General features: G+C 71.3%; 21 protein-coding genes. 9 read left to right on the top strand and 12 right to left on the bottom strand.

Annotated elements, in window-relative coordinates; translation table 11 throughout:
* Positions 1-4: 4 nt before the first annotated feature.
* Together WMF26_RS29465 and WMF26_RS29460 are read right to left on the bottom strand one after the other, a co-directional pair.
* On the bottom strand, positions 5-994 hold the full coding sequence (locus tag WMF26_RS29465) for a hypothetical protein (RefSeq protein WP_437995397.1): 990 nt from the start codon (positions 992-994) through the stop codon (positions 5-7).
* The gene (locus tag WMF26_RS29460; RefSeq protein ID WP_437995396.1) at positions 991-1,545 is read right to left on the bottom strand and encodes a hypothetical protein; all 555 of its coding nucleotides are present in this window, start codon (positions 1,543-1,545) and stop codon (positions 991-993) included. The genes WMF26_RS29465 and WMF26_RS29460 overlap by 4 nt, the downstream gene beginning before the upstream one ends.
* Before the next feature lie 199 nt (positions 1,546-1,744).
* Here WMF26_RS29460 and WMF26_RS29455 point away from each other — a divergent pair, with 199 nt between their 5' ends.
* A complete protein-coding gene (locus WMF26_RS29455; protein WP_437995395.1) occupies positions 1,745-2,146 on the top strand; it encodes a hypothetical protein in 402 nt (133 codons plus the stop codon).
* A 142-nt stretch (positions 2,147-2,288) separates the two neighbouring features.
* Here the strand turns inward: WMF26_RS29455 and WMF26_RS29450 are convergent, their stop codons facing one another.
* Together WMF26_RS29450 and WMF26_RS29445 are read right to left on the bottom strand one after the other, a co-directional pair.
* Entirely contained in the window at positions 2,289-3,383 is a 1,095-nt protein-coding gene (locus WMF26_RS29450; RefSeq protein ID WP_437995394.1) for a serine hydrolase domain-containing protein, read from the bottom strand.
* Positions 3,384-3,730: 347 nt separating this feature from the next.
* Complete coding sequence (locus tag WMF26_RS29445; RefSeq protein WP_437995393.1) at positions 3,731-4,813, bottom strand: phosphotransferase; 1,083 nt, start codon at positions 4,811-4,813, stop codon at positions 3,731-3,733.
* A 49-nt stretch (positions 4,814-4,862) separates the two neighbouring features.
* Here WMF26_RS29445 and WMF26_RS29440 point away from each other — a divergent pair, with 49 nt between their 5' ends.
* Positions 4,863-6,062, top strand: coding sequence for an acyl-CoA dehydrogenase family protein (locus WMF26_RS29440; protein ID WP_437995392.1), 1,200 nt, complete (start codon positions 4,863-4,865; stop codon positions 6,060-6,062).
* An 85-nt stretch (positions 6,063-6,147) separates the two neighbouring features.
* On the opposite strand, the gene WMF26_RS29435 is transcribed toward WMF26_RS29440, so the two are convergent.
* Positions 6,148-7,011: an N-acyl homoserine lactonase family protein gene (locus tag WMF26_RS29435; protein WP_437995391.1), complete on the bottom strand. Its 864-nt coding sequence runs from the start codon at positions 7,009-7,011 to the stop codon at positions 6,148-6,150.
* Between the two features lie 59 nt (positions 7,012-7,070).
* Positions 7,071-8,060, bottom strand: a complete 990-nt coding sequence (locus WMF26_RS29430; protein ID WP_437995390.1) for an AraC family transcriptional regulator — start codon at positions 8,058-8,060, stop codon at positions 7,071-7,073.
* A gap of 69 nt (positions 8,061-8,129) precedes the next feature.
* On the opposite strand from WMF26_RS29430, the gene WMF26_RS29425 reads away from it, so the two are divergent.
* The 4 genes from WMF26_RS29425 to WMF26_RS29410 all read left to right on the top strand — a co-directional run bounded on the left by WMF26_RS29425 (position 8,130) and on the right by WMF26_RS29410 (position 11,365).
* Positions 8,130-9,056: a zinc-binding dehydrogenase gene (locus WMF26_RS29425; protein WP_437995389.1), complete on the top strand. Its 927-nt coding sequence runs from the start codon at positions 8,130-8,132 to the stop codon at positions 9,054-9,056.
* Positions 9,053-9,769 carry an SDR family oxidoreductase gene (locus WMF26_RS29420; protein WP_437995388.1) on the top strand — a complete coding sequence of 239 codons (717 nt, stop codon included), beginning with the start codon at positions 9,053-9,055 and terminating at the stop codon, positions 9,767-9,769. Before WMF26_RS29425 ends, WMF26_RS29420 begins: the two co-directional genes overlap by 4 nt.
* An 8-nt stretch (positions 9,770-9,777) precedes the next feature.
* Positions 9,778-10,530, top strand: coding sequence for an SDR family oxidoreductase (locus WMF26_RS29415; RefSeq protein WP_437995387.1), 753 nt, complete (start codon positions 9,778-9,780; stop codon positions 10,528-10,530).
* A gap of 400 nt (positions 10,531-10,930) precedes the next feature.
* The gene (locus WMF26_RS29410) at positions 10,931-11,365 is read left to right on the top strand and encodes a YciI family protein (protein WP_437949493.1); all 435 of its coding nucleotides are present in this window, start codon (positions 10,931-10,933) and stop codon (positions 11,363-11,365) included.
* 154 nt (positions 11,366-11,519) lie between these two features.
* Here the strand turns inward: WMF26_RS29410 and WMF26_RS29405 are convergent, their stop codons facing one another.
* The 4 genes from WMF26_RS29405 to WMF26_RS29390 all read right to left on the bottom strand — a co-directional run bounded on the left by WMF26_RS29405 (position 11,520) and on the right by WMF26_RS29390 (position 16,401).
* Positions 11,520-13,091, bottom strand: a complete 1,572-nt coding sequence (locus WMF26_RS29405; RefSeq protein WP_437995386.1) for a glycoside hydrolase family 5 protein — start codon at positions 13,089-13,091, stop codon at positions 11,520-11,522.
* A 357-nt stretch (positions 13,092-13,448) separates the two neighbouring features.
* Positions 13,449-13,646, bottom strand: coding sequence for a hypothetical protein (locus tag WMF26_RS29400; RefSeq protein ID WP_437331716.1), 198 nt, complete (start codon positions 13,644-13,646; stop codon positions 13,449-13,451).
* Positions 13,643-14,617 (bottom strand): GAF domain-containing protein, encoded by a 975-nt coding sequence (locus tag WMF26_RS29395; protein ID WP_437995385.1) that lies wholly within the window; start codon positions 14,615-14,617, stop codon positions 13,643-13,645. Before WMF26_RS29395 ends, WMF26_RS29400 begins: the two co-directional genes overlap by 4 nt.
* 212 nt (positions 14,618-14,829) lie before the next feature.
* The gene (locus tag WMF26_RS29390) at positions 14,830-16,401 is read right to left on the bottom strand and encodes a PAS domain-containing protein (protein WP_437995384.1); all 1,572 of its coding nucleotides are present in this window, start codon (positions 16,399-16,401) and stop codon (positions 14,830-14,832) included.
* 568 nt (positions 16,402-16,969) lie between these two features.
* Here WMF26_RS29390 and WMF26_RS29385 point away from each other — a divergent pair.
* Positions 16,970-17,497, top strand: coding sequence for a methanogen output domain 1-containing protein (locus WMF26_RS29385; protein WP_437949487.1), 528 nt, complete (start codon positions 16,970-16,972; stop codon positions 17,495-17,497).
* Positions 17,498-17,506: 9 nt separating this feature from the next.
* Complete coding sequence (locus WMF26_RS29380; protein ID WP_437995383.1) at positions 17,507-19,462, top strand: ATP-binding protein; 1,956 nt, start codon at positions 17,507-17,509, stop codon at positions 19,460-19,462.
* Between the two features lie 51 nt (positions 19,463-19,513).
* On the opposite strand, the gene WMF26_RS29375 is transcribed toward WMF26_RS29380, so the two are convergent.
* A complete protein-coding gene (locus WMF26_RS29375) occupies positions 19,514-20,101 on the bottom strand; it encodes a superoxide dismutase (protein WP_437995382.1) in 588 nt (195 codons plus the stop codon).
* Positions 20,102-20,546: 445 nt separating this feature from the next.
* Between WMF26_RS29375 and WMF26_RS29370 the strand changes: the two genes are divergently transcribed.
* Positions 20,547-22,382 carry a sialidase family protein gene (locus tag WMF26_RS29370; protein WP_437995381.1) on the top strand — a complete coding sequence of 612 codons (1,836 nt, stop codon included), beginning with the start codon at positions 20,547-20,549 and terminating at the stop codon, positions 22,380-22,382.
* A 39-nt stretch (positions 22,383-22,421) separates the two neighbouring features.
* On the opposite strand, the gene WMF26_RS29365 is transcribed toward WMF26_RS29370, so the two are convergent.
* Entirely contained in the window at positions 22,422-23,003 is a 582-nt protein-coding gene (locus tag WMF26_RS29365) for a MarR family winged helix-turn-helix transcriptional regulator (RefSeq protein ID WP_437995380.1), read from the bottom strand.
* Positions 23,004-23,360: the final 357 nt, after the last annotated feature.

The raw sequence follows: 23,360 nt of genomic DNA, 5'->3' as shown, positions 1-23,360 counted from the left end.
GCGTTCACCCCGCGTTCGGATGAGCACACGCGCGCTCCAGCGCGGGATGCTCGCGCGGGCACGTCGCCGGGGCTGCGCGGTCCGCGCTCACCCCGAAGGCCGCGACCGTGAGCACCGCCATGAGGGCGCCGAACACCACGAGCCCCATGAAGACGGCGATGCCGAGGTGGAGCGCCAGCGTGGCCGCCACCCAGAACCGGCGGCTGCGCCGCGGCCAGATCAAGAACGCGTAGCCGGCCTCGACCAGGACCACGAGCCAGCCGGCGATCACCGCGATCCAGGGGTGGTCTGCGAGCCAGGAGAAATCGACCTGGCGATAGGCGGGCAGCATGACCGACCGCCAGATTGCCTCGCCGTTCCACCATTGCTCGCCGGAGGCCTTCCAGAGCCCGCTCGCGAGATAGGAAATGCAGAGGTGCAGCTGGACGACGCGCAGCGAGAGCCGCGTGGTCGCCGGCGGGCCTATGGGCACGCGGGCGAGCCGGCGGTCCAGCGAGAGCGCCGCCCCCGAGGGCATCCAGATGAGGTAGAAGAGAAAGATGTTGGCGTAGTTGTCCGCCCCGTAGTTCGTGCTGTCCGCCGTCATCATCAGCATCAGATGGGCGAGCCAGGCCAGCGCCGCCGCCGCCCTCGCCCGCCACCCGAGGAGGAGCGCGACGAGGGCGAGCGTGTAGAGCGCGCCGGTGCCCGTGACGATGGCCGCCTCGCCGACGCCCAGCGGGGCGAGGCGGTCGATGAGCGAGCCGATGCGGACGAGGTCGGTCCTGGCGAGGACGTCGTTGAGCGGCCCCTGGAGGATGCCAGACCGCCCGTACAGCTCGAGGAGCGCGGGGCCGACCATCGCGGCCTGGACGAGGAGCACCGACGCGAGCCCGATCCGCAGCACCGCGAGGGGCACGGCGGAGGCAGGGGCCAGGGCGAAGCGATCGAGCCAAAGCCACGCGCGCGCGAGCGCCGCCCGGGCGGCGCGCCGAGGACCCGCGCGGCCGTTCACGGCGCCTCCTGGTCCGCCGCCCGGGCGGCGCGGAGCTTGGCCTGGGGGACGAGCTTCGCTCGATAGTGCAGATCACACGTGAGCTCGTCCTGCTGGCGATACTCTCGCATCGGAGCGACCTCGCATTCCTCCACGCGCACGACGACGCTGGCGGCCGCAGGGTGCCTGGCGAACATCTTGCCTGCCCAGGAAGCGGCCATGATGCGCTTCAACGCCTGATCCTCCTCCAGCCAGAATCTATCGACGATGTTCCCGGCCCGCAGCCTCGCTTCTGCGTTTGCCCCAGACATGAGGCGGTCGATGGTCACCGCCCCCGTCGCGTCCATGACCTCGAACGTGGCCGTGGGTGGCGAGCCGACGCCGGGAGCGAAGAAGGCATACCCGCTGTCGGCGCCGGAGAGCGTCCCGTAGGCGGCGACGGCGGCCGCCAAAGGGCCTCGGTCCCGGAGGTCGACTTGCAACGCTCCGACGATGATCACGAGGCCGAGGTGCCCCGCGGCCGCGGCCAGGAGGACGAGAGCGCGTCCCCGGCCGATCGTCTCTGTTCCCATGGCTTCTCCCTCACACCCGGTTCCGGTCGCCGCACACGCCCTCCGGCGAGCTCGGGCGCGGCGGCCGGAGGACGACCGGGGATCCGGGGCCCACGTCCCGATCCGCCGGCCCGTGAACGATCGGTCAGCGATCGTCCGCGAGGATCACGACGGGAGCCTGCACTGCTCCGTACGGAGCCGCTCCGGACAGCGAGCGCCCGTGATGGTCGCCATGGTGATGGTGGCCGTGATGGTGATGGCCGTGATGGTGATGGCCGTGATGATGGTGGCCGTGGTGATGATGGCCATGGTGATGATGCCCATGGTGATGATGGCCATGGTGCCATTGGCGTCCCTTCACTCCCTCGGCGGGGACCTGGACGGGCACCTCCTCGACGAGCGCGAGATCCTCGACAGGCGTGGTGGTGTCCGCCGCGGCGAGCTGCGCGCTGCCGAGCACCGCCGCGGCTGCCGCGAGGATGGCGATCAGTTCTATGTGCTTCATCGTCGACTCCTTCTACATGGCGCGCCCGACAGGGGGGCCACCGAGCCTGGCGATGCAAGCGGTACGCCGGTTTGGTCGGAACATTGGGTGACAGCGGCGCTGTCGGCATCAGGTTGACCCCGAGGCCGCTGACCTCGCGACAAGGCGTCCTGTTCGACCAGCGATTGCCCCCCCGCGTGGACAGCGAGGGGAATCTGGCGGGAGAGGGGCGCGCGGAACTCCTGGTGAACGACGGCGTCGTCGTGGAGTGCCGATCGACTCACGGCATCGTCAGGATGCGGGATAGATCGTCGACGATCTTCTCTGCGTCGCCGTCTTCGTGGTTGACCAGCACGGTGATGGCAGCATCGCGCTCGACCGCGTGGTACGACGCAGACACGAAGCCCCACATGCTGCCGCCATGCCCGTAGGTCGCGCCGGCCGGCGACGAGCGCTGGGCCAGCCCGAGGCCGTATTCCAGCAGGTCAGCCGACAGGGCGTCGGCCCCGGTGGTCATCTCCGCGAGCTCGGCCGGGCCGAGCAGCCCGCCGTCGAGGAGCTGGACGAAGAACGCGGTGAGGTCGTCCGTGTTCGACACGAGGCCACCGGACGTCCACGCGGACGACGGATCCACGGCGGACGTCGTATCGACGAGCTCGCCGTCATACGACCCGTAGCCGCGCACGAGCCCCGGCACGGCGCGCTCCGCGCCGTCGAGGTAGGTGTTGGCGAGGCCCGCGGGCTCCAGGATGCGGGTGTGCAGCAGCTCGACGACGGGCTTCCCGGATACCGCCTCGAGGAGGAGGCCAGCGACGATGTAGTTCGTGTTGGAGTACTCGAAACCCCGCCCCGGCTCGAAGCACGGCGGCTCTCTGGCCGAGAAGGCGATGAGCTCCTCGGGGGCCCACACGCGGGTCGGGTCGGCCTCGACGGCGCTCAGGAAGCCGTGGGTTTCTGTGTAATTGAACAGACCGCTGGTGTGGTTCAGGATCTGACGTATCGTGATCCGATCGCCGCCGGGGATACCCGGCACGTACCTCGATACGTCATCATCGAGCGACAGGTCGCCGTCGGCGCGGAGCATCAAGACCAGCGTCGAGACGAACGTCTTGGTGATGCTCCCGACGCGAAAGAGATCCCCTGGCTTCATCGGCGTCCCCGTCGCGACGTCCGCCATGCCCGCCGCGCCGCGAAAGGAGCATCCTCCGACGTCCACGGCCGCGGCGGCGCCGGGGAGCCGTTGCGCGCCGATCGCCGCGTCGAGCGCCGCCTGAAGCCTGACGGCGAGCCCGTCGCAGTCCGCCGCGCCGCTCCCCGAGCCCGGTGCGCCTCCGACTCCGCCGCTGTGGTCGCCGTCGACGCCGGCGAGAGCCAACGTGGAGCCGGAGGGGCCGGCCGCACAACCAGCGAGCGACGGGATGATCGAACAAGCGATCCAGGTAAGCGGGTAACGGACACGACGCATCGACCAGATCTCCAGATCCCCCCGCGGACGTTGGACACGGGACACCGAGGAGGCGTGACCCGGACAGGCACGGACGCTTCGCGCGTCGGGCGGCGGCAAAAGACGGAAGAGCGCCTTGGATGTCAACCGATTTTCATATGCATTGTGAATTCACGCACCGACGCGGGCGCGTCGAGGCGACGCTGGGCCGCGCCCGGGCGCCGACGAGCCCCTCGGCGTGGACAGCCGCGAGCCCGGCGTCCTCAGACCACTCGGCCCTAGCGCGGAGCGATCTCCGCGATCCCGCAGGCGAGCTCGGAGAGCACCGTCACGGCCGCGCCGTACCGGCCGGCGTCCTCGGAGCTGGCGTTGCCCTGGAGGCTCCGCCGGTAGACGCCCTGGGCGATGGCGGCCAGGCGGAAGACGCCGAACGCCATGAAGTACGGCCACGACGCGATACCGTCTCGACCCGAGAGCGCGCAGTAGGAGGCGACCATCTCGTCCTCGGTCGGGATCCCGAGCGAGGCGACATCGACCCCGGCGAGCCCGCCGCGGCCGGGGAGGTTGATGCGGTAACCCATGCAGGCATACGCGAGGTCGCTCACCGGATGTCCGAGCGTCGAGAGCTCCCAGTCGAGCGTCGCGATCGCCTTGTGCGGAGGACCGGGCGAAAAGACCATGTTGTCGATCCGGTAGTCGCCATGGACGAGCGTCGTCTCGTCATTCGACGGGACGTTGGCGGCCAGCCAGCGCATGAGCGCCTCCATCGCCGGGACCTCGCCCGTGCGCGAGGCCTGGTACTGCTTGGACCAGCGGTCGACCTGCCGCGCGACGAAGCCGCCCACCTTGCCGTAATCCGCGAGCCCCACGGCGGCGTAGTCGACGCGGTGGAGGGCCGCGAGGACACGGATGTAGTCTGCATAGATCGCGCGGCGCTCCCCGGCGGTCGCGACCTCGGGCAACGTCGGGTCCCAGAAGATCCGCCCGGCGGCGTACCGCATGACGAAGAACGGCGTGCCGATCACCGAGACGTCCTCGCAGAGGGCGAGCGCGTCCGGAACGGGCACCTCCGTGTCGCGGAGCGCGCGCATGACCCGGTACTCGCGCTCGACGGCGTGCGCCGAGGGAAGGAGCTGGCCCGGCGGCTTCTTTCGCACGACGAGCTCGAGATCTCCGCCGTCCCCGCCGGCGACGCCCACCCAGTACGTCGGGTTCGACTGGCCGCCTTTGAACTGGGCGACCGTCACCGCGCCGCCCGCGCAGCCTTCGACGTGCTCGGCGAGCCAGCGAGCGAGGGCCGCTTCGTCGAGCCGGTGCGCCTCGCGGGGCGCGCGGGTGTTGGTCGGCGGCGTGAGGGCCATCGCGCGTCCGACCCTATCACGCGGCCCTGCGGCTTCCTATACTGCCGCCGTGACGATCTCCTTCGATCTGCCCCCCGAGCTGGCCGAGCTCCGCGGCCGCGTGCGCGCGTTCGTCGACGCGCACGTCATCCCGAACGAGCGCGCGATCCTCGAGGAGGACCGCGCAGGGCGGAAGGACACGCTGACGGCGCTCCGCGAGCGCGCGCGCGCCGAGGGGCTCTTCGTGCCGCACCTGCCCGTGGAGCACGGCGGGCTCGGGCTCGGCGTCATGGGCATGTGCGCGCTCTTTCGCGAGATGGGCCGCTCTCCGCTCGGCGCGGCCTGCTTCAACTGCGACGCGCCGGATCAGGGCAACATGGATCTCCTGCTCAAGGCGGCCTCGCCCGCGATCCGCGCCAAGTACCTCGCGCCGCTCGCGCGGGCCGAGGTCACGAGCGCGTTCTCGATGACCGAGCCCGCCCCCGGCGCCGGCGCCGATCCGTCGAACCTGCGCACGACGGCGACCCGGATCGACGGCGGGTGGAAGATCGACGGCCACAAGTGGTACACGACCGGCGGCGGCGACGCGGCGTTCCTCATCGTGATGGCGCGGACGTCGGACGATCCGCGCACGGGCGCGACGATGTTCGTCGTCGATCGCCGCGCCGAGGGGGTCGAGCACGTGCGCGACATCCCCGTGATGAGCCCGCCGATGCTCGCGCACCGCGAGGCCGAGCTCCGCTTCCACGCCGTGCGCGTCGGCGACGACGCGGTCCTCGGCGGCGTCGGCGAGGGCTTCCTCCTCGCGCAGCGGCGCCTCGTGCCGGCGCGCCTCACGCACTGCATGCGCTGGCTCGGCTGGGCCGACCGCGCGCTCGCGATGTGCCGCGACTACGTCCTCACGCGGGAGAGCTTCGGCAAGACGCTGGCTCACCACCAGATGATCCAGAAGAAGTTCGCCGACGCGGCGTCCGGCATCCACGCCGGCAACCTGATGACGCTGCACTGCGCGGCGTTGCTCGAGCAAGGCAAGGAGAAGGAGGCGCGCCCCTACGCGTCGATGGCGAAGAACCACGTCGCGCGCCTCCTCTGCCAGGTGCTCGACGACGCGATCCAGATGCACGGCTCGCTCGGATACAGCGAGGATATGCCGTTCTCGCTCTGGTACCGCTTCGCCCGGTCCGCGCGCATCGCCGACGGCCCGGACGAGGTCCACGATGTCGTCGTCGCGCGCGACTTCCTGCGAGGCGCGTTGACGACGCTGATCTGAGAGGGACCCCGAGGGCCGTTCTACGCCGGGGCGGACAGGCGAGGCGCCTCTGCCGGCGCGCCGCGCTCTGGCGGACGCGCGGTGGTCAATCGAGGAAGGCGGGGAACCGAGGCAGGGCCGCGAGGTCGTCGGGCTCGTGCTGCACCACGAAGCGGGCATGGGCGGCGCCGATCAGCGCGTCGAGGCGCTCCATCGAGCGGACGGACTCCTCGCGATCGGTGTTGAAGGGAGGCACCCGGCGATGCTGCCAGTTGGCGTGGGTATGGCAGACATCCCCCGAGATGACGAGCGTCCCCGCGCGCTTGAGCCGGAGCACGAGGCTCTGGTGGCCCGGCGTGTGCCCGGGCGTCGGCACGATCCTCACGGCGCCGTCGCCGAAGATGTCCGCCTCGCCGTCGAGGAGCTTCAGCTTCGCGCTGCGGTAGGCCGAGAAGAGCTCCGGCTCGACGGTCGGCGGCGGCGGGGTCGCCGTCGCCCACTCGAGCTCTCGGCGGTTCAGGATCCACGTCGACGAGGGGAACAGGTTGGCGTTGCCCGCGTGATCGACGTGCAGGTGCGAGAAGGCCACGTAGTCCACGTCGGCGGGCGAGAGGTTCAGCGCTCTCAGGTGCTCGCGCAGCGGTGTGTCGACGCGGAACCGGATCCCCGTGCGCTCGTGCACGACGCCGCCCTTCGTCTGGGCGATCGTGTCGTCGATCCCGGTGTCCCACACCAAGGTGCCGCGCGGGTGCCGGATGACGTAGCACGACGCGACGAGCTCCCTGGCCCGGGGCTCGTCCCCGAAGGCGCTCATGTCCGCGATCTCGGCGCGACCGCAGTCGAGCGCGTAGAGCCGCACGTCCTCGGGGGGCTCCGGCCCCGCCTGCGGCGGCGGGGGCGCCTTGGCGCCCGCGGCGCACGAGGGGAGGAGCACGAGGAACAGCGCGATCAACCATCTTTCAAGAGACATCCTGATTCTCCTCACGCCCGCTGCCAGCGCGGGCTGTCGTGTCGTTCGTGCCTGCTTTTTCAGGGAGCCCTGGCGCGCGACGCCCGGGAGCCCTCGTCGCGGCCCTGCCGGCGCAGCGAGCTCGGCGGCACGCCCGCGAATCGCTTGAAGGCGCGGCTGAAGGCCGCCTCGGAGTCGTAGCCGAGCCGCACGGCCGCCTCGGCGACGGTCACGCGGTCGTCGCGCAGCCAGCCGCTCGCGACGTGCATGCGAAAGCGCGCGAGGTAGCGCGCGGGCGGCGCGCCGACCAGCGCCGCGAACCGCTCCGAGAAGATGGAGCGCGACATCTTCGCGACGTCCGCGAGCGACTCGACCGACCACGGGTCGCCGGGGCGCTGGTGGATCGCGGCGAGCGCGCGGCCGATCTGGGGATCTCGTATCGCGGCGAGCCAGCCGTCCGCGTCCTCTTTGCGGGACTCGACCCACGCGCGGACGACCCTCGTGATCACCACGTCGGCGAGGCGCGTCATCACCGTGGCGGCGCCGACGCGGCGCCTGAGCACCTCGTCGGCCATGGCGTCGAGGAGCACGGGCAACACCCCGTCTTCCGCGCCGCCGCCCCGCACGAGGAGCATCGGGGGCATCAGCTGGAGGAGCGGGTGCACGGCGGGCTGGGCGAAGGTCACGCTGCAGCACACGAGGATCGTCCGCGCGCCGGCGCCGCCCGCGCGCATCGCGTAGGCCCGGTCGCCGATCTCCTCGAGCGGCATCTCGTCGAGCGGCGTCACGCGCCCGCGCGCCCTGTCCGCGAGCGCGTGGCCGGTCCCGCGCGGCAGGAGGGCGACGTCGCCGGCGTGGAGCAGGATCCAGCCGCGCTTCGGCGCGCGCAGCCAGCAGTCGCCGGAGACCACGAAGTGGAACCGCGCCTGCGCCACCGGCGGGAGATCGATGCCCCAGGGGCGCGTCAGCTCGCAGCGGCCGTAGGTGCCGTCCGAGAGCCGGAGGTCCTGGAGGACCTCGCTCAGCGCGTCGGGGGAGAGCGCCTCTTCGCCGGACGAACGGTCATGCATCGGCGACAAAGTAGCATGGAACGGCCGCGGCGGCGGCTCCACGCTGCGGGGCAGGAGGCATGAAACACGATGCGTGCACTTGTCTATGACCCCAGCCAGCCACGTGGCCTTCGCTTCGCGGACGTGCCGCCGCCGGAGCCGGCGCCCTCGCAGGCGCTCGTCGAGGTCCACGCGGTATCGCTGAACTTCGGGGAGGTGGCGTTCCTCGGCGAGATGCGCGAGCCCGGGGAGGTGCCGGGGTGGGACGCCGCGGGCGTGGTCGTCCGCGCCGCGGCGGACGGCTCTGGGCCGAAGGAGGGGACGCGCGTCGCGTCGTTCGGTCGGAGCGGGGCGTGGGCCGAGCTCCGCGCGGTCGACACGTCCGAGCTCGGCGTGGTGCCGGACGCGGTCGACCTCGGCTCGGCTAGCACGGTGCCGGTGGCGGGCGTCACGGCGCTGCGCGCGCTGCGCGCCCTCGGGCCGGTCGTGGGGCGGCGCGTGCTCATCACGGGCGCGTCGGGGGGCGTGGGCCGCTACGCCGTCCAGCTCGCGCGCCGCGCCGGCGCGCACGTCGTGGCCGCGGTGGGGAGCGCCGCGCGCGCCGAGGGGCTGCGCGCGCTCGGCGCCGACGAGATCGTGGTCGACCTGGCGGAGGTGAGGGAGCCTGTCTTCGGCGTGCTCGAGAACGTCGGCGGCGCGCAGCTCGCCAAGGCGCTGAGCCTCGTCGAGCGCGGCGGCTCGGTGCAGAGCATCGGCATGGCGTCGCGCGAGCCGAGCACCATCGATTTCGAGCAGGAGCGGCGGCGCGCGGGGGACAGGCGCGTCGAGGTCTTCGTCGTGGGCGCCGGCTTCGGGCTCGACATCGCGTACCTCGCCTCGCTGCTCGAGCGTGGAGCGCTGGATCCGCAGATCGGGTTTCGCGGCGGCTGGGAGCGCGCGCCGGAGGCGGCGGCGGCGCTGCTCGATCGGCGGGTCGCGGGCAAGGCGGTGCTGGAGATCCGGAGGGAAGGACGATGAGCGAGCTGTCGAATCAGACGGTGGTGGTCGTGGGCGCGAGCTCGGGGATCGGGCTCGCGGCGGCGCGCGCGGCGGCGGCGCGGGGCGCCAGCGTGGTCATGCTCAGCCGATCGCGGTCGAGGCTCGACGAGGCGGCGGAGAGCGTCATCGGGACGAGGCGCGCCATCGCCATGGACATGCTGGATCCTGGCGCGGTCGATCGCGTGATCGGGTCGATCGAGGCCGTGGATCACCTCGTGCTCACGGCGGTTGCGGACGAGCTCGCGAGCCGAGCGCCGATAGGCGCGATGACCGGCGAGCAGGTCGAGCGCAGCTTCGACAAGCTGCGCGGGTTCGTGAACGTCCTGCGGGCTGCGGCGCCGCGCCTGCGCGAGGGCGGCTCGGTCACGCTCGTGGCCGGGGCGTCGGCGGTGAAGCCGCCGCGCGAGGGGTTCTCGGTGCTGGCGGCGGCGAGCGGGGCGATCCTGAGCTTCGGAAAGGCGCTTTCGCTGGAGCTCGCGCCGATCCGCGTCAACGTGCTGATGTCGGGGGTGGTCGACACGGCGATCCACGCTGGGCGGCGCGAGCAGATGAAGGCGTGGGCCGAGAAGGACCTCCTGGTCCGGCGCTTCGGCCAGCCGGAGGACATCGCGCATGCCATCGAGTTCTTGATGACCAACCCGTACATGACGGGCCACACGCTCACCGTCGACGGTGGCTTCGTGGCGATCTGAGGGGGATCATGGAAGCGAAAGGACATGAGGGCTCGCTCGAGGGCCGACGTGTCGTGATCGTCGGCGGCACGAGCGGGATGGGGCTCGGCGCGGCGAGGGCTTCGGCGCGGGCGGGAGCGGAGGTGATCGCGGCGGGGCGGCGGCCGAGGGCGGAGCGCGCGGCGGGGGCGCCGGGGGACGCGCGCGTCGGGCACGAGACGGTGGATGTGACGGACGAGGGCTCGGTGAAGGCGATGTTCGAGCGGATTGGAGCGCTCGATCATCTCTTGATCAGCGCCGCGCCGGAGCCTGGCTCGTGGGGGGCGTTCCTCGAGCAGGACGTCGCGGGGGCGCAGCGGTACATGAATGCGAAGTTCTTCGGGAGCTGGGCCTGCGCCCGTTACGCGGCGCCGAGGATGCGCGCCGGCGGTTCGATCACGTTCCTGACGGGCGGCGCGGCGGTTCGACCCCGCGCGGGGGCGTCGATGGTGTCGGCGACGTTTGCGGCGCTCGAGACGTTGGCGCGCGGGCTGGCGATCGAGCTTGGCCCGCTGCGCGTCAACGTGATCCGTCCGGGGTACACCGACAGCGAGATGTGGAGCTTTCTCGACGATGCGGCGCGCGAGCAGCTCCGGGAGCGGGTGCGGGCGGCCATGCCTGTCCGGCGCATGGGGACCGTGGAGGACATCGGGCACGCGGCGGTGTTCTTGATGACCAACCCGCAGGTGACCGGCTCGGTGTTGGACATCACGGGGGGCGAGACGCTCGTGGATGGGTTGTAGCGGGCCGACGACCGGGGCCGACCCGGGTTGAGGTGGCCGGACCCGACCCAGGTTGAGGTGGCCGGCCGGACCCGACCCGGGTTGAGGTGGCCGACCCAGGTTGAGGTGGCCGACCCAGGTTGAGGTGGCCGGACCCGACCCAGGTTGAGGTGGCCGGACCCGACCCAGGTTGAGGTGGCCGACCCAGGTTGAGGTGGCCGGACCCGACCCAGGTTGAGGCGATCTGAGCCGCCAACAGTGTCGCAGCAAAATTCTTTCACCGCGCTATTCTGTAGGCGTCGAACAAAACCTCGCCCGCCCTGTCGATCGCGCGTCCTCTGGTTCGTCGTGACGGCAGTGGCACGGCTCAGCCGGTCGAGATCGCCCGGGCGCCTGCGTCCCATCGGAAGGAGACACGACGATGCGATTCATCATCACCGCAGCACCGGGCACCAACGAAACCAAGGCGGACGCGGATGGCCCTCCGGACGAGGAGCTCTTCGCCGCGTACATGAAATACAACGAGGAAATGATGAAGGCCGGCGTGCTGATCGCCTCCGAGGGGCTCAACCCCGGCGGAGCCCGCGCCCGCGTCGGGATCTCCGGGGGGAAGCGCACCGTCCTCGACGGTCCCTTCGTCGAGACGAAGGAGCTGGTCGGCGGCTTCTACCTGATCGAGGTGAGCTCCAAGGAGGAGGCGATCGCATGGGCCTTGCGCTGCCCTGTCGGGTTCGGGAGCGACGAGGTGCTCACGATCCAGCAAATGACCGAGCTCTCGGACATCCCCCCGCGGTTCAGGGAGATCATCGCCGACGTGGCGCCGACCTGGAGCGCATCGTTCTCGAGGGCGCGGTAGGCTCAGCGGCCGCATCCTCGCTCACGCGGACGTCGCCGCGAGCGCGCCCCGGGAGCTCCAGCGCCCGCCGGCCATCGGCCGCCGCGCGATCCGCATCAGCACGGCCATCGGCGGAGCGCTCTCCTCGGAGCGACGCTCCGCTCCGCCACCCGGGTCAAGGCGCCCGGAGCTTCTCCTTGACCCACCGCCCCGACTCGGTGAGCTGCCCATCCGACCACGGGCCGCCCGCGCTCGCCCCGGGCCTCAGCGCGGCGCAGGACTCGTTCTTGTCGACGATGGACCAGTTGAGCCAGCTGATCTGGTGGCTGTCCAGGAAGTCGAGCCACCGCTGCGCCTCGCCGAAATCGAGCGAGCCACTGCCCGTGTTTTCGCAGGTGCCCCACTCGGTCACGAACAGCGGCAGGCCCGCGGCCAGCGCGTTCGACGCCTTGGTGCGCAGCGCATCTCGGTGCGACGTGGCATAGAAGTGCAGCGTGTAAGCGACGTTGTCGTCGCTCGTGATCCGGTTCCTGGCGGCCACGTCCACGTCCTGCGACCAGGTCGGCGTCCCCACGATCACGAGGTTGTCGGAGCCGGCGGTGCGGATCACGCCGATCACCTCCTCCGCATAGGACTTCACCTCTGCCCAGCTCTCGTAGTCCGGCTCGTTGAAGATCTCGAAGATCACCGCGGGCTCGTCGCCGTACTCCGCGGCCATCTCCCCGAAGAAGCGCTTCGCTGCGTCCTTGTTCCGGATCGCTTCGTGATCGTGCCAGTCGATGATCACGTAGATCCCTTTGGCGATCGCGGCGTTCACGATCGCTCGGACCTTGTTCTTCTCGGCCTCCGGGGTGTGGACGTAGCCGAGCCCCTCCGCGCTGGCGGCCATCGCGGCGCGGACGATGGTCACATCCCAGTCGTCCACGAGCGTGTTGACGGCGGAAGCGTTGTAGAACTTCTCTCCCTGCCAGATGCTCCAGAACATGCTCATGCCCTTGAGCTGGAGCCCTGCCCCGTACTCGTCGACGACACGGTTGCCCATCACCTTCAGGCGGCCGTGCCGCTCGACCGGCGTTCCCGTGGCGGGTCCCGTCCCGGTCGACGTCGTCGACGTCACGGCGCTCGAGGTGGACGTCACGCTCGAGGTGGACGCGTCGCCGCCGCCCATGCCGCCGGCGCCGCCGCCCGAGGAGGCCGACGCGGAGGTCACGGCGGACGTCGACGAATCGCCGCCGCCCATGCCGCCGGTGCCGCCCATGCCGCCGGCGCCGCCCATGCCGCCGGCGCCGCCGCCCGAGGAGGCCGATGCGGAGGTCACGGCGGACGTCGACGAATCGCCGCTGCCCGAGGAGGCCGACGTGGACGCTACGGTGGAAGCATCGCCGCCGCCCGCGCCGCCGGTGCCGCCACCCGACGATGCCGACACCGACGCGTCGCCGCCGGAGCCGCCCGATCCACCGCCGGAGGAGGCCGACGTGGACGCGGCGGTTGACGCGTCGCCGCCGCCGGAGCCGCCACCCGAGGAGGCCGACGCGGACGTGTCGCCGCCGGTGCCGCCAGCGCCGCCGGTGCCGCCAGCGCCGCCGGTGCCGCCAGCGCCGCCCATGCCGCCAGCGCCGCCGTCGCCGCCAATGCCGTTCCCCGAGGAGGCCGACGTGGACGCCGAGGTCGACGTCGGCGCGTCGTCGCCGCCCCCCGAGGACGTCGATGCCGTCGAGTTGCCGCCCCCTGAGGCCAAGTCTCCCAACGAGCCATCACAGCCGAGCAGCATCATCGCCGGCAACGCAAGATGCAGAAAGCCGCGCGTCCACCTCGGCCCAGCAAACAACCCAGTCGTCACGTCGTGGCTCATGGTCCTCTCCAAGGAAGGCATCTCGACCGATGCGCCCGGCGTCGAGCCATGGGCATCAAGCAGGCGCATCAGCGACGAAGAATGGCTTCGCTGCATAGCAGGACCGCCCCGAAGGGTGAAGGCGAAAGTAGGAGATTCGTCGACTCGGTCGCACAGGTCGCACAGGCCGCACAGGCCGCACAGGGCCGCACACGCCTCCCACGCTCGGTCCCGCGCCCTGCCCGGCCCCGCGCGGCGCGAGCGCCCGCGCCCCTACGCGCGGCGGAGGATCTCCTCCAGCGCGTGCTCCAGCCGCCGCTCGACCTCGGGGTCGTCGAGCGCGGGCGTGATCTCCTCGGGCACCACGCGCGCGCGCATGATGATCCGCGCATAGATGAACGCATTGCGCGCGCTCGGAGGGTCCTTGTCGCCGAGGCACGAACGGAGCAGCTGGTACGCTCTGCCCTTCACCACACCTCCGTTGCGCGGGCGCGCTCGACCGTGGCGATGATCCGGCGAACCGCGGCGGACGCGGTCTCGTGCGCCGCGAACGCGTCCCGCACGACGTGCGCCGCCCTGGCGGCGACCCCCTCGCCGAGCGTGCCCTGCAGCACGCCCTCGGCCAGCCGGACGAGCGGGCCGATCTCGACCATGTCCCGCGCCAGCGAGCGCGTCGCCAGGGCGATCTCCGAGGCCGTCTCGGCCGGGAACGAGCGCGAAATCAGCATCGCGTCCTCGGCCAGCTCCGTCGCGATCGCGAACATGTCCCGATAGCAGTCGACCGCCGCGCGCAGGTCGTCCAGGCTCAGCGCCGCCGGCGGCGCCTCCGCCAGCGTCGCCGCGGCGCTCTGCGCCTCGGCGAGCACCGGAGCGATCGCCCCGAGCGCGTGCTCCAGCAGGCGCGCGCTCTGCTCGAACCGCGCGAGCCGCTCCTTCAAGGTGCGGCTCGGCGGCGGCGCGTCGCTCTCCATCGCCTCGATCCGCGCGCCGACCTCGGCGGCGAGCTGCTTCAGGCCCTCGACCACGCGCGGCCCGAACCCGCGGGGCACGACGTCGAGCACGCAGAACGAGCCGACCACGTGCTGGCGCACCCGGATGGGCACCCCGGCGTAGGCGCGGATGCCATACCGCTCGACGAGCTCCTTGGGCACGCGCTCGTCCATCAGGGCGTCCTCGACGACGAGCGGCGCCTCGTGGCGGACCACGAGCTGACAGAACGAGTTGCTCCGCGAGGTGGCGCAGCTCACGCACAGCTCCGGCGGCAAGCCGCGGTGCGCGCGGAACAGCTGGATGTGGCGGACGATCAAGCTCACCAGCGCCATCGGCGTCTGCGCGAGCTCGGTCGCCCGCTGGACGCAGGTGTCGAGGATGGCGTCCGCGTCGTCGCGCAGCAGCACCTGGTGCAGCTCGGCGAGGCGCGCGGGATCGTTCAAATCGGCCATGAAGAGTGCTCTTGCCGGGGCGAGAGGGCAGATTCTGACTCGAGCGCCGCCAGGAAGCAGCCGCGCGTCGCGCGCAGCTTACCGCAACCGAGCGCCGGGGGCCGCACCCACGGGGCCGCGGCCGGCGAGCTCGACCGATGTGCGCTTCAGGAGGCATGACGCGCCGCCGAGCTCCGGGTCGCCCGGGCCTCGCGCGCCGGGCGCGCCGCGGCTCACGCGCGCGCCCGGACGACCGAGACCCCGAGCTGGCCGAGCACGTGGCGGAGCGCGGCGCGCAGCGTGCTGAACGTGCGCAGCTCGCCGAGCTCGACGCCGAGGCCCACCAGCGTCCCGCTCACCGCCGGCGAGATGCCGGAGAGCGCGCACGTGGTCCCGAGCAGGCGCGCGGCCCGCACCAGCTTGAGCAGGTGGTTCGCGGTCGCCGTGTCCACGACGTCGACCCCGGTGAGATCCACGATGGCGAACCGCGCCCGGTTCGCGCTGACGGCCTCGAGGAGCGCGGTCATCATCTCGGCCGCGCGGACGCTGTCGACCACGCCGATGATCGGCATCGTGAGCACCCCGTCCCAGATCTCGATGATCGGCGTCACCAGGGCCTGGATGGTCCGCCGCTGGCGCTCGATGAGGTGCCGCTGCTCCTTCAGCGCCAGCTCGTGCCGCTGCCGCTCCCGCTCGGCCGTGATGTCGGCCTGGATGGCCACGAAGCTCGTCACCTGCCCCGACGCGTCGCGCACCGGGGTGAGCGCCATGCGCATCCAGGCGCGCGCGCCGCCGTCGCGCTCCGCCGGGAACTCGACCGAGACCTCCCGGCGCTCGGCGACCGCGCGCGCGAGCTGCTCGGCCGCGGCCGCGTCGGCGATGCCGCCCACGAGCCGCAGGAACGAGGCGCCCAGGAGCTCGGCCACGGGCCGCCCGGACAGGCGCGCGAAGGCGGCGTTCACGTACGTGACGGGCAGCTCCTCGGCGGCGCTCGCCGCGACGAGGATGCCCTGGGAGGCCGCGCCTATCGCCTGCGCCAGCAGCTCCCGGTCCCGCTCGACGCGCCGGCTGTCCGTGATGTCCCGCGAGACGCCGACGGTGCCGATCACCTGGCCTCCCTCGCCCCGCAGGGCCGATTTGACCGTGGTCAGCGTCCGGATCGCGCCGTCGTGGCGCGCGGCCGGCTCCTCGTCGATGACCAGCCGCTTGCCGGTCTCGAACACGTACAGGTCGTCTCTCACGTACTGCTGCGTGAAGTCCGGCTCGCTGCGCGGAGAGTCGATGAGGCCGCGGAGCTCGGCGTTGGTCATGCCGTAGAGCTCGCGGAACGCCTTGTTGGCCCAGAGCACCCGCGACCTCGGGCCCTTGACGAGGACCATGTCCTCGATGGCATCGAGGATCTGTTGATACACCTCCTCCGCGAGGAGGGGCCCGGCCGCGCGGCGCGGCCTGCCGGTGATGTCCTCGAAGACACCGTACGCGAGGTCGCCGCGATCGTACGTCGAGGCGCGGAGGGCGAGCAGGCGCGTCGAGCCGTCGCTGCCGAGCACGCGACACTCGAGATCCGCGGTCGAGGGGCCGGGGAAGAGGCCGCCGAGCGTCGAGCGCACCTGCGCGCGATCGGTCTCGACCACGATCTCGTCGAGCGGCTTGCCGGTGAGATCAGGGGCGGACCGGCCGAGCGCCCGCGCGCACGCCGCGTTCCACTTCACCAGGCGGCCCTCGGCCGTCACGACGCAGAAGGGGTGCTGGCAGGCCTCGAAGAACAACTCGAAAGAAGGCTGCGCGGTCGCTTGCGTGTTCATAGACCTCGCTCGCTGGGGAGACTCACCCACAGGGCTGTGCTGTAGAGCTGCGCATCGATCTCCGCAGGCCCCCCCTGGGCTCGACGCGCCTGTCTCTGTTTATACCAGCTGGCCCTGTTTCGATAGAGCCATGGAGAACGCGGGGAGATACGTTCTCGCCGTCATCGCCGATCAGTTCCTGACGTAACGCGGGCGCGCTCGCCGTCGTCGGACCCGAGCTGCGGTGTGCGCACCGGACCGAGCGAGCGCTCCTGCGCCGATCTCGATTCCTGCTCTCGGCCCCTGGGCATCTGCGCTTCGAGCGCCTCGCTGGAACCGAATGCGCGCCTGCGCGTCGCACGCCTCGTGCGCCGGCGAAGGTGTCGCGCCGCTGTCTCGGCGGCGCCTGCAGCGCGAGGTCGCCGGGCTCCGGATCTCCGCATCACGCGACGCGGGTCGGCTTTTTTTGTGCAGCAACGAATTTCCTGTGTCATGGTCGGTCGGGGCTCGGCGCTGGTCATCGCCTCGGTTGGCCGGGGCAGCGCATGGTAGACACAGACGTGCATCCGGTAATGAGGAGGGCTTCCCGATGAGCAGCGCAGCAGAGGCCGTACGGCGGTTACCTGTAGAGCTCGATAGAGATCGTTTTCTGCGGCAGCTCCTGCGCGAGCTCGCCGGCACGTTGCAGGAAGTCGTCGGCCTCGATCAAGCGTCGGGGTTCGTGAGCATCGTGGGCCAGAAGATCGGCGACAGGCTCAACGAGCAGTACCGGTCGGGGCTCCGGGCCGAGGCGCTCACACGCGAGCAGGTCGCCCAGGTGCTGGTGGACCTCAAGCGGCGGATCCAGGGGGATTTCTATGTTATCGAGGAGAGCGACGACAAGCTCGTGCTCGGCAACCGCGCGTGTCCGTTCGGCGAACTGGTGAAGGACCGGCAGGCGCTGTGCATGATGACGTCGAACGTCTTCGGCGTCATCACCGCGGAGAACCTGGGCTATGCGCGCGTCGTCATCGAGGAGTCGATCGCGCAGGGGCACGCCGGCTGCCGCGTCGTCGTGCACCTGAAGCCGCCGCTTGACGACGACGCGCCGGCAGGTCAGGAGTATTTCAAGGGATAAGCGCGCGGCATGTGGATGCTCAGCTTCGGCCAGCTCGCCGACGTGCTGCCCGAGCCTGTGCTGCTCGTGTCGACCGACGGGCTCGTGGTCGCCGCGAACCAGAGCGCCCGTAAGGCGTTCGGCGGCGCGAGCGAGGGTCAGGCCCTCTTCGCGCTCTGCTCCGACGCGCGGGAGCACGTGGAGGGATTGCTGAGGCGCAGCGCGCGCGTGCGCCAGCCGACGATCGGCACGCTCACGCTCCACCAGGGCCGCCGCTATCGCGTCGAGGGCGCGGTCGTGCGCCCTTCGTCGGAGGGTCAGCCGGGGATCGTCGTGCTCCGCTTCGTGCACGAGCAGGCCGCGCTCTCGGCGTTCGTGGAGCTCAACCGCACGCTCGAGCACCTGCGGCGGGAGATCACGGCCCAGCGGCGCGCCAGCCGGGAGCTCGACCGGCAGCGCGAGTGGCTGCGGGTGACCCTCGTCAGCATCGGAGATGCGGTGATCGCGACCGACGTCGACGGGCGCGTCGTCTTCATGAACCCCGTGGCGGAGCAGCTCACCGGCTGGACCGAGGGCGAGGCGACCGGTCGGCCGGTGACGGAGGTGTTCCACGCCATCCACGAGGCGACGCGAGAGCCGATCGAGAACCCCGCCGGGCGGGTGCTGCGGGAAGGGCGCATCGTGGGGCTCGCCAACCACACCTTGCTCGTGACGCGGGGCGGCGGCGAGACGCCCATCGACGACAGCGCGGCGCCCATCCGGGACGCGAGCGGCGAGGTCATCGGCGCCGTGCTGGTCTTCCGTGCGATCGCCGAGCGCCGTGCGCTAGAGCGGCTCGCGGAGCAGCGCCTCGCGGAGCTCGTGCTGGCCGATCGCCGGAAGAACGAGTTCCTCGCCATGCTCGCGCACGAGCTGCGCAATCCGATGGCCGCGATCCTCACGGCCACGACCCTCCTGCGCACGCCTGAAGAAGACCCGGAGGCCGGGTACGCCGCTCAGGTGGTGGAGCGCCAGGTCCGCCACATGGCGCGGCTCGTCGACGATCTCTTGGACGTGGCGCGGATCAGCCAGGGAAAGATCTCGCTCCGCATCGAGCTCGTCGACGTCTCGCGCGTGCTCCAGCGATCCGTCGAGACCAGCCGCAAGCTGATCGAGGTTGGCCGGCACGAGCTCCACCTCTCCATCGCGGGGGACCTGCCGCCCGTGCAGGGGGACGCGACGCGCCTTGAGCAGATCTTCTGCAACCTGCTGAATAACGCTGCCAAGTACACGCCGCCGGGCGGTCACGTCTGGCTGTTGGCGCGCGGCGATCACGATGAGGTGGTCGTCTCGGTGCGCGATGACGGGGTCGGCATCGCCCCTGAGCTCCTACCGTATATCTTTGACGTCTTCGTGCAAGGCGATCGGTCCCTGCACCGCTCCCGGGGCGGGCTCGGCGTCGGCCTCGCGCTGGTCAGGCGCCTGGTCGAGCTGCACGGCGGGTCGTGCTCGTGCGTGAGCGCGGGGGTGGGGCAGGGGGCCGAGTTCATCGTGCGCCTCCCGGCGGTGCGCGGAGAGGTCGTGGCGGCGGGCGCCCGCGAGCGCGAGCCGGCGGCGGGCGGTGCGCGGCTGCGCATCGCCGTGGTGGACGACAACCACGATGCGGCCAACCTGCTCGCCGTCTCCCTGAAGCGGTGGGGACACGACGTCGTGGTCGCGCACGACGGGCTCGAGGCGCTGGAGCTCCTGCGGGCGCACAGACCGGACGTCGCGGTGCTGGACATCGGCCTGCCCGGGATGGATGGATACGAGCTCGCGCGGCGGCTGCGGCGCGAGCCGGCGCTCGATCGGTGCACGCTCATCGCGGTGTCCGGCTACGGCCAGGACGCCCACCGAAAGCGCGCCGTGGACGCCGGGTTCGATCACCACCTGCTGAAGCCGGTCGAGCCATCGGCGCTCATGGCGCTGCTCGCGGGGGTGACGCCGACGGGCGGCCCGGCGCGGTAGCCTGATCGCTCTTCATCGTCGCCGGCAGCCGCTCGGCCTGCTCGGGCCCTGCTACGACGCGGCGCGGAGGTTCCTGGCGACGGCGTCCCAGCTCACGAGCCTGTCGAGGAACACCTCCAGGAAGCGCTGTCGGTTGTTGCGGTGATCGAGGTAATACGCATGCTCCCAGACATCGCACGTGAGGAGCGGCGCCGCGCCGGTCGTGAGCGGGGTCTCTGCGTTCGGCGTGTCGACGAGCCTGCCCTTGCCGCCGTCGAGCACGAGCCACGCATACCCCGAGCCGAAGCGCGCGACGCCGGCGGCGATGAAGTCGCCGCGGAACTTCTCCCAGCCGCCGAGCCCCGCGATGAGATCGCCCACGTCCCCCGAGGGCGGTGGGCCGCCGCCGTCCGGCCTCATGCCCTCCCAGAAGAAGGTGTGATTCCAGACCTGAGCTGCGTTGTTGAACACCGCGCCAGAGCTCGCGCGCACGAGATCGACGAGGCTCGCGTTCGCCTCGGGCTTGCCGTCGATCAGGCTCTTGAGCTTCGACATGTAGCCCTTGTGGTGCTTCTCGTAATGAAACTCGAGCGTCTCCCGGCTCATGGCGGGCTCCAGCGCGTCCTTGGGGTAGGGGAGCGGTGCCACCTCGAAGTCCATGGTGTCCTCCTTCTCTCGTTCGTGCGCGCTCCGGCGAGGTTTGCGCCCTTCGACTCTCGAACCCGCGGCGCTGCCCGTCAATCCGCGCTGGCGCCGATGCGCCCCGGGCGGCGATGGAGGCGTCCGCCCGCTCCGGCGCTCGCGCGCCAGCGCGCGGAGCGAGCTCCTGAGTCGGTTCATCTCGTGCGGCGGCGCTCCAGAGGGCGTCCGAATCAAACGTGGAGTTCGTGGGTTCTGCGAGTTGCACCACCCTTGGTGGACAGGTAGTATGAAGAACTCTCCGCGATCTCGAGATCGCTCGGCCGGGCGAGGGAGCCGCCGCGCCGGGCGCAGGTCGTCGCGGAGCGCTCTCTTCAGCGGCAGCTCCTGGCTGCCGCTCCGACGCGGACGATGAGCGCGAGCGCGATCGTGTGCTCGACGGAGTCGTCCAGTCCAAGGAGGTCTCATGCGTTCCTCACGATCGAACATCGTTCATCTCGCGCTGCTCCTCGCGGCGGTGCCCGCGCTCCCGGCGTGCTCGCAAGAGCCGGAGCGCGACGAGGCGCCGCTCGCGGAGAGCCACGATCTCGCGCTCGGCACCGTGATGAAGAACGGCGTTCCGCTGTCCACGCGCGACGCGAGCCTCAACGCGCCCACGACGCTCGCCGGCCGCGAGCGCGCGACGATCGCCGAGCGAGCGGTCCGGTATCACTGGCCGGAATATCCGCCGTCGATCCGGACGATCGGAGAGAACGTTCAGGTCAACGACCCGGCGCTCGACCGGATTCACGTGCTTCGGACCGACCCACCAACACGCCCCTTCGTCAACGTGACCCAGAGCGAGACCTCGATCGCCGCGCATGATCGCAACATCGTCGTCGCCTACAACACGTCCGCCGGCGTGGAGCCGGTCGTGGAGGGCGGCGCGGTCGTGTTCCAGAGGATGTTCTTCTCCGGCTTCTCGACCTCGAACGACGGCGGCGTGACCTGGGAGAGCGGCTTCATCCCCCCGCTGCCCGGGAGCACGAGGACGCTCGGCGATCCCGTCGTGCGCTCGGATCGCCGTGGGGTATTCCATTTCGTCGGGCTCACCGAGGACGCGGAGGGCCAGGGGGGCGTGCAGGCCAACCGATCGACCGACGGCGGCCGCACGTGGACCGATGCGGTGTTCGTGGCCCAGGACGACGGGGCCGACAAGAGCTGGCTGGCCGTGGGCCCCGATCCGGTACGCCGGCGACGCGACAACCTCTACGTGACCTGGACCAGCTTCCAGCCCCCGGAGGCGCCCGTCCGGAGCGAGCTCCGCTTCGCGCGCTCGACCGACGGCGGCGTGACCTGGACATCGAAGGTCGTCTTCGTTCCCGAAGTGGAGACGGAGCCCGCGCCCCTGCAGGACGCGATCCAGTTCACGAACCCCTTCGTGGATCCCGACGACGGCACGCTCTACCTGCCGTTCCTTCAATTCAGCGACCTGGACGCCGATTTCATAAGGATGCTGGTGTCCCGTGACGCCGGCGAGACGTTCGAGTTCGTGGAGTTTAATCTCCCCGGAGCCCCGGACCCGACCCTCCTGCCCGTGGTCCAGCCCGGCGAGCGCATCGATTGCGGCGATGACGGCGGTGTCCGCCTGGCCATCACCGACGGGCCGCGCCGCGCGGGGCGGGGCGGTTTGCCCACGTATGTGCACGCCTCGCGCCTCATCGTCCAGCCGACGCTCGCGGCGCGCGGCGGGGTCGTCTACCTGGCCTGGTCGGCGTCCACCAGCGAGACCGTCGGCGAGGCGGACTCGGGCTCGAACATCTTCCTCCTCCGCTCGGACGACCGCGGGCGGACGTGGACGCGGCCGATCCCCGTCACCTCCACGGCCGGGGAGAACATCCATCACGTGCTCCCGGCCGTGACCGTCGGCAACGACCCGAGCCACGTGCACATCGTTTACTACACGCAGAACCGCGACAGGTCCGTCGACGTGGAGATGGCAAGCTCGTTCGAGCGCGGGGCGTCGTTCGGCGACGGCGACAGGCAGCACGTCACGGACACCTCCTTCCGCCTCGCGCCGACGAACATCCCGCTGGACCCGCCTGTCGATGACAACTTCCCGACGACGAACTTCGATCGGGTCGTGCGGCCGTGTTACTGCCTCGGCGAGTATCTCGACGTCACGTCGGAGCGAAGAAAGCTCTATTCGGCCTGGGGCGACCTGCGCAATCTGATCAGGGAGCCACGCCACCCCAAAAACCCGATCTCGGGTCAGAGGCACTCGCAGGCCGACGTCTTCTTCCAGGCCTTCCGGGAGCGCTGAGCGCTCCTCGCACGGCGCTCTGGCGGCGCCGCGCCGTCGTTATCGCGCCTCCGGCGATCGTCGCTTCGCCTTGCGCTTGGCCGGCCGCGCCGGCCGTTCCGGCGCCGGCGCCGGCGCCGGCGCCTTCGCCGGCCGCGCCGGCCGCTCCGACGCGGGCGCCTTCTCGGGGCGCGCGGCCAGGGCCACGACGCGGCCGAGCTCCTCGCGGAGCGCGTCGGCCTCGCTGGGGCCGAGCCGCTCGCGGACGTGCTTCTGGGTCCGCTCCCACAGCGGGAACGCCGCCTCGATGGCGCGCTCTCCCTGGCGCGTCAGGAAGATGAGGCGGACGCGCGCGTCGTCGGGCGCGCGCGCGACGCGGAGCAGGCCCGCCCTCTCCAGCGGCGCGAGGTTCCTCGTGAGCGTCGTGCGATCCATGACGAGGCCGTCGGCGAGCGCGCCGAGCTTCACGCCCCCGTCGCCGCACGTCGCGACCGCGACGAGCATCGTGAGCTGCGTCGCCTGGAGCCCCGACGGCCGCAGCGCCTCGTCGTAGAGCCGCGTCAGCGCGCGCGACGCGCGGCGCACGCGCACGAGGGCGCACTGGCTCGCGATGATCTCGGAGGCACGGGCAAAATCAACCACAAGTGTATCTACACCGTTTCGGGTCGAGCTGCCATCTGGGACGTCCCGAACTGCTTGACATCTGTACAGGTGCAGGTACACCTATCCCTACGATGCGGGGCGGCATTCCCCGCTTCATCGCTGGCTCGTCGCCGGGTCCTGGAGGCCCCGGCGCGCGCTGACCGATCCGTCGGTCGATCGCTCGATATTCGCTGCCCGGGCCGCGACGGCGCCGAGGCGCGCGCCCGCGGCTCGGGTGCGCGGCCGGCGGCCGTGGGCCCGCGCCGCGCATTTTAGGTGTAGGTACACTTATTTCGACAGCCCGGACCGCGGGGCGGCGAGGGACGCACGGAGCATCGGCTGGCACGCGGTGCCAGG

It is taken from the genome of Sorangium sp. So ce185 (assembly GCF_051526825.1).
In the GTDB taxonomy this organism is placed as follows: Bacteria; Myxococcota_A; Polyangia; order Polyangiales; family Polyangiaceae; genus Sorangium; species Sorangium cellulosum_D.
The sequence above is the reverse complement of the archived record's forward strand: the minus strand, read 5'-3'. Positions and strand labels throughout refer to the sequence as shown.

What these genes read in the sequence shown, in the direction of transcription:
- WMF26_RS29460 (WP_437995396.1), bottom strand. Translation starts at nt 1,545, where the DNA reads ATGGGAACAGAGACGATCGGCCGGGGACGCGCTCTCGTCCTCCTGGCC.
- WMF26_RS29445 (WP_437995393.1), bottom strand. Translation starts at nt 4,813, where the DNA reads ATGGCCCTCACGCCGCCGACCAACACCCGCGCGCCCCGCGAGGCGCAC.
- WMF26_RS29435 (WP_437995391.1), bottom strand. Translation starts at nt 7,011, where the DNA reads ATGTCTCTTGAAAGATGGTTGATCGCGCTGTTCCTCGTGCTCCTCCCC.
- WMF26_RS29430 (WP_437995390.1), bottom strand. Translation starts at nt 8,060, where the DNA reads ATGCATGACCGTTCGTCCGGCGAAGAGGCGCTCTCCCCCGACGCGCTG.
- WMF26_RS29425 (WP_437995389.1), top strand. Translation starts at nt 8,130, where the DNA reads ATGCGTGCACTTGTCTATGACCCCAGCCAGCCACGTGGCCTTCGCTTC.
- WMF26_RS29420 (WP_437995388.1), top strand. Translation starts at nt 9,053, where the DNA reads ATGAGCGAGCTGTCGAATCAGACGGTGGTGGTCGTGGGCGCGAGCTCG.
- WMF26_RS29415 (WP_437995387.1), top strand. Translation starts at nt 9,778, where the DNA reads ATGGAAGCGAAAGGACATGAGGGCTCGCTCGAGGGCCGACGTGTCGTG.
- WMF26_RS29410 (WP_437949493.1), top strand. Translation starts at nt 10,931, where the DNA reads ATGCGATTCATCATCACCGCAGCACCGGGCACCAACGAAACCAAGGCG.
- WMF26_RS29395 (WP_437995385.1), bottom strand. Translation starts at nt 14,617, where the DNA reads ATGGCCGATTTGAACGATCCCGCGCGCCTCGCCGAGCTGCACCAGGTG.
- WMF26_RS29390 (WP_437995384.1), bottom strand. Translation starts at nt 16,401, where the DNA reads ATGAACACGCAAGCGACCGCGCAGCCTTCTTTCGAGTTGTTCTTCGAG.
- WMF26_RS29385 (WP_437949487.1), top strand. Translation starts at nt 16,970, where the DNA reads ATGAGCAGCGCAGCAGAGGCCGTACGGCGGTTACCTGTAGAGCTCGAT.
- WMF26_RS29380 (WP_437995383.1), top strand. Translation starts at nt 17,507, where the DNA reads ATGTGGATGCTCAGCTTCGGCCAGCTCGCCGACGTGCTGCCCGAGCCT.
- WMF26_RS29375 (WP_437995382.1), bottom strand. Translation starts at nt 20,101, where the DNA reads ATGGACTTCGAGGTGGCACCGCTCCCCTACCCCAAGGACGCGCTGGAG.
- WMF26_RS29370 (WP_437995381.1), top strand. Translation starts at nt 20,547, where the DNA reads ATGCGTTCCTCACGATCGAACATCGTTCATCTCGCGCTGCTCCTCGCG.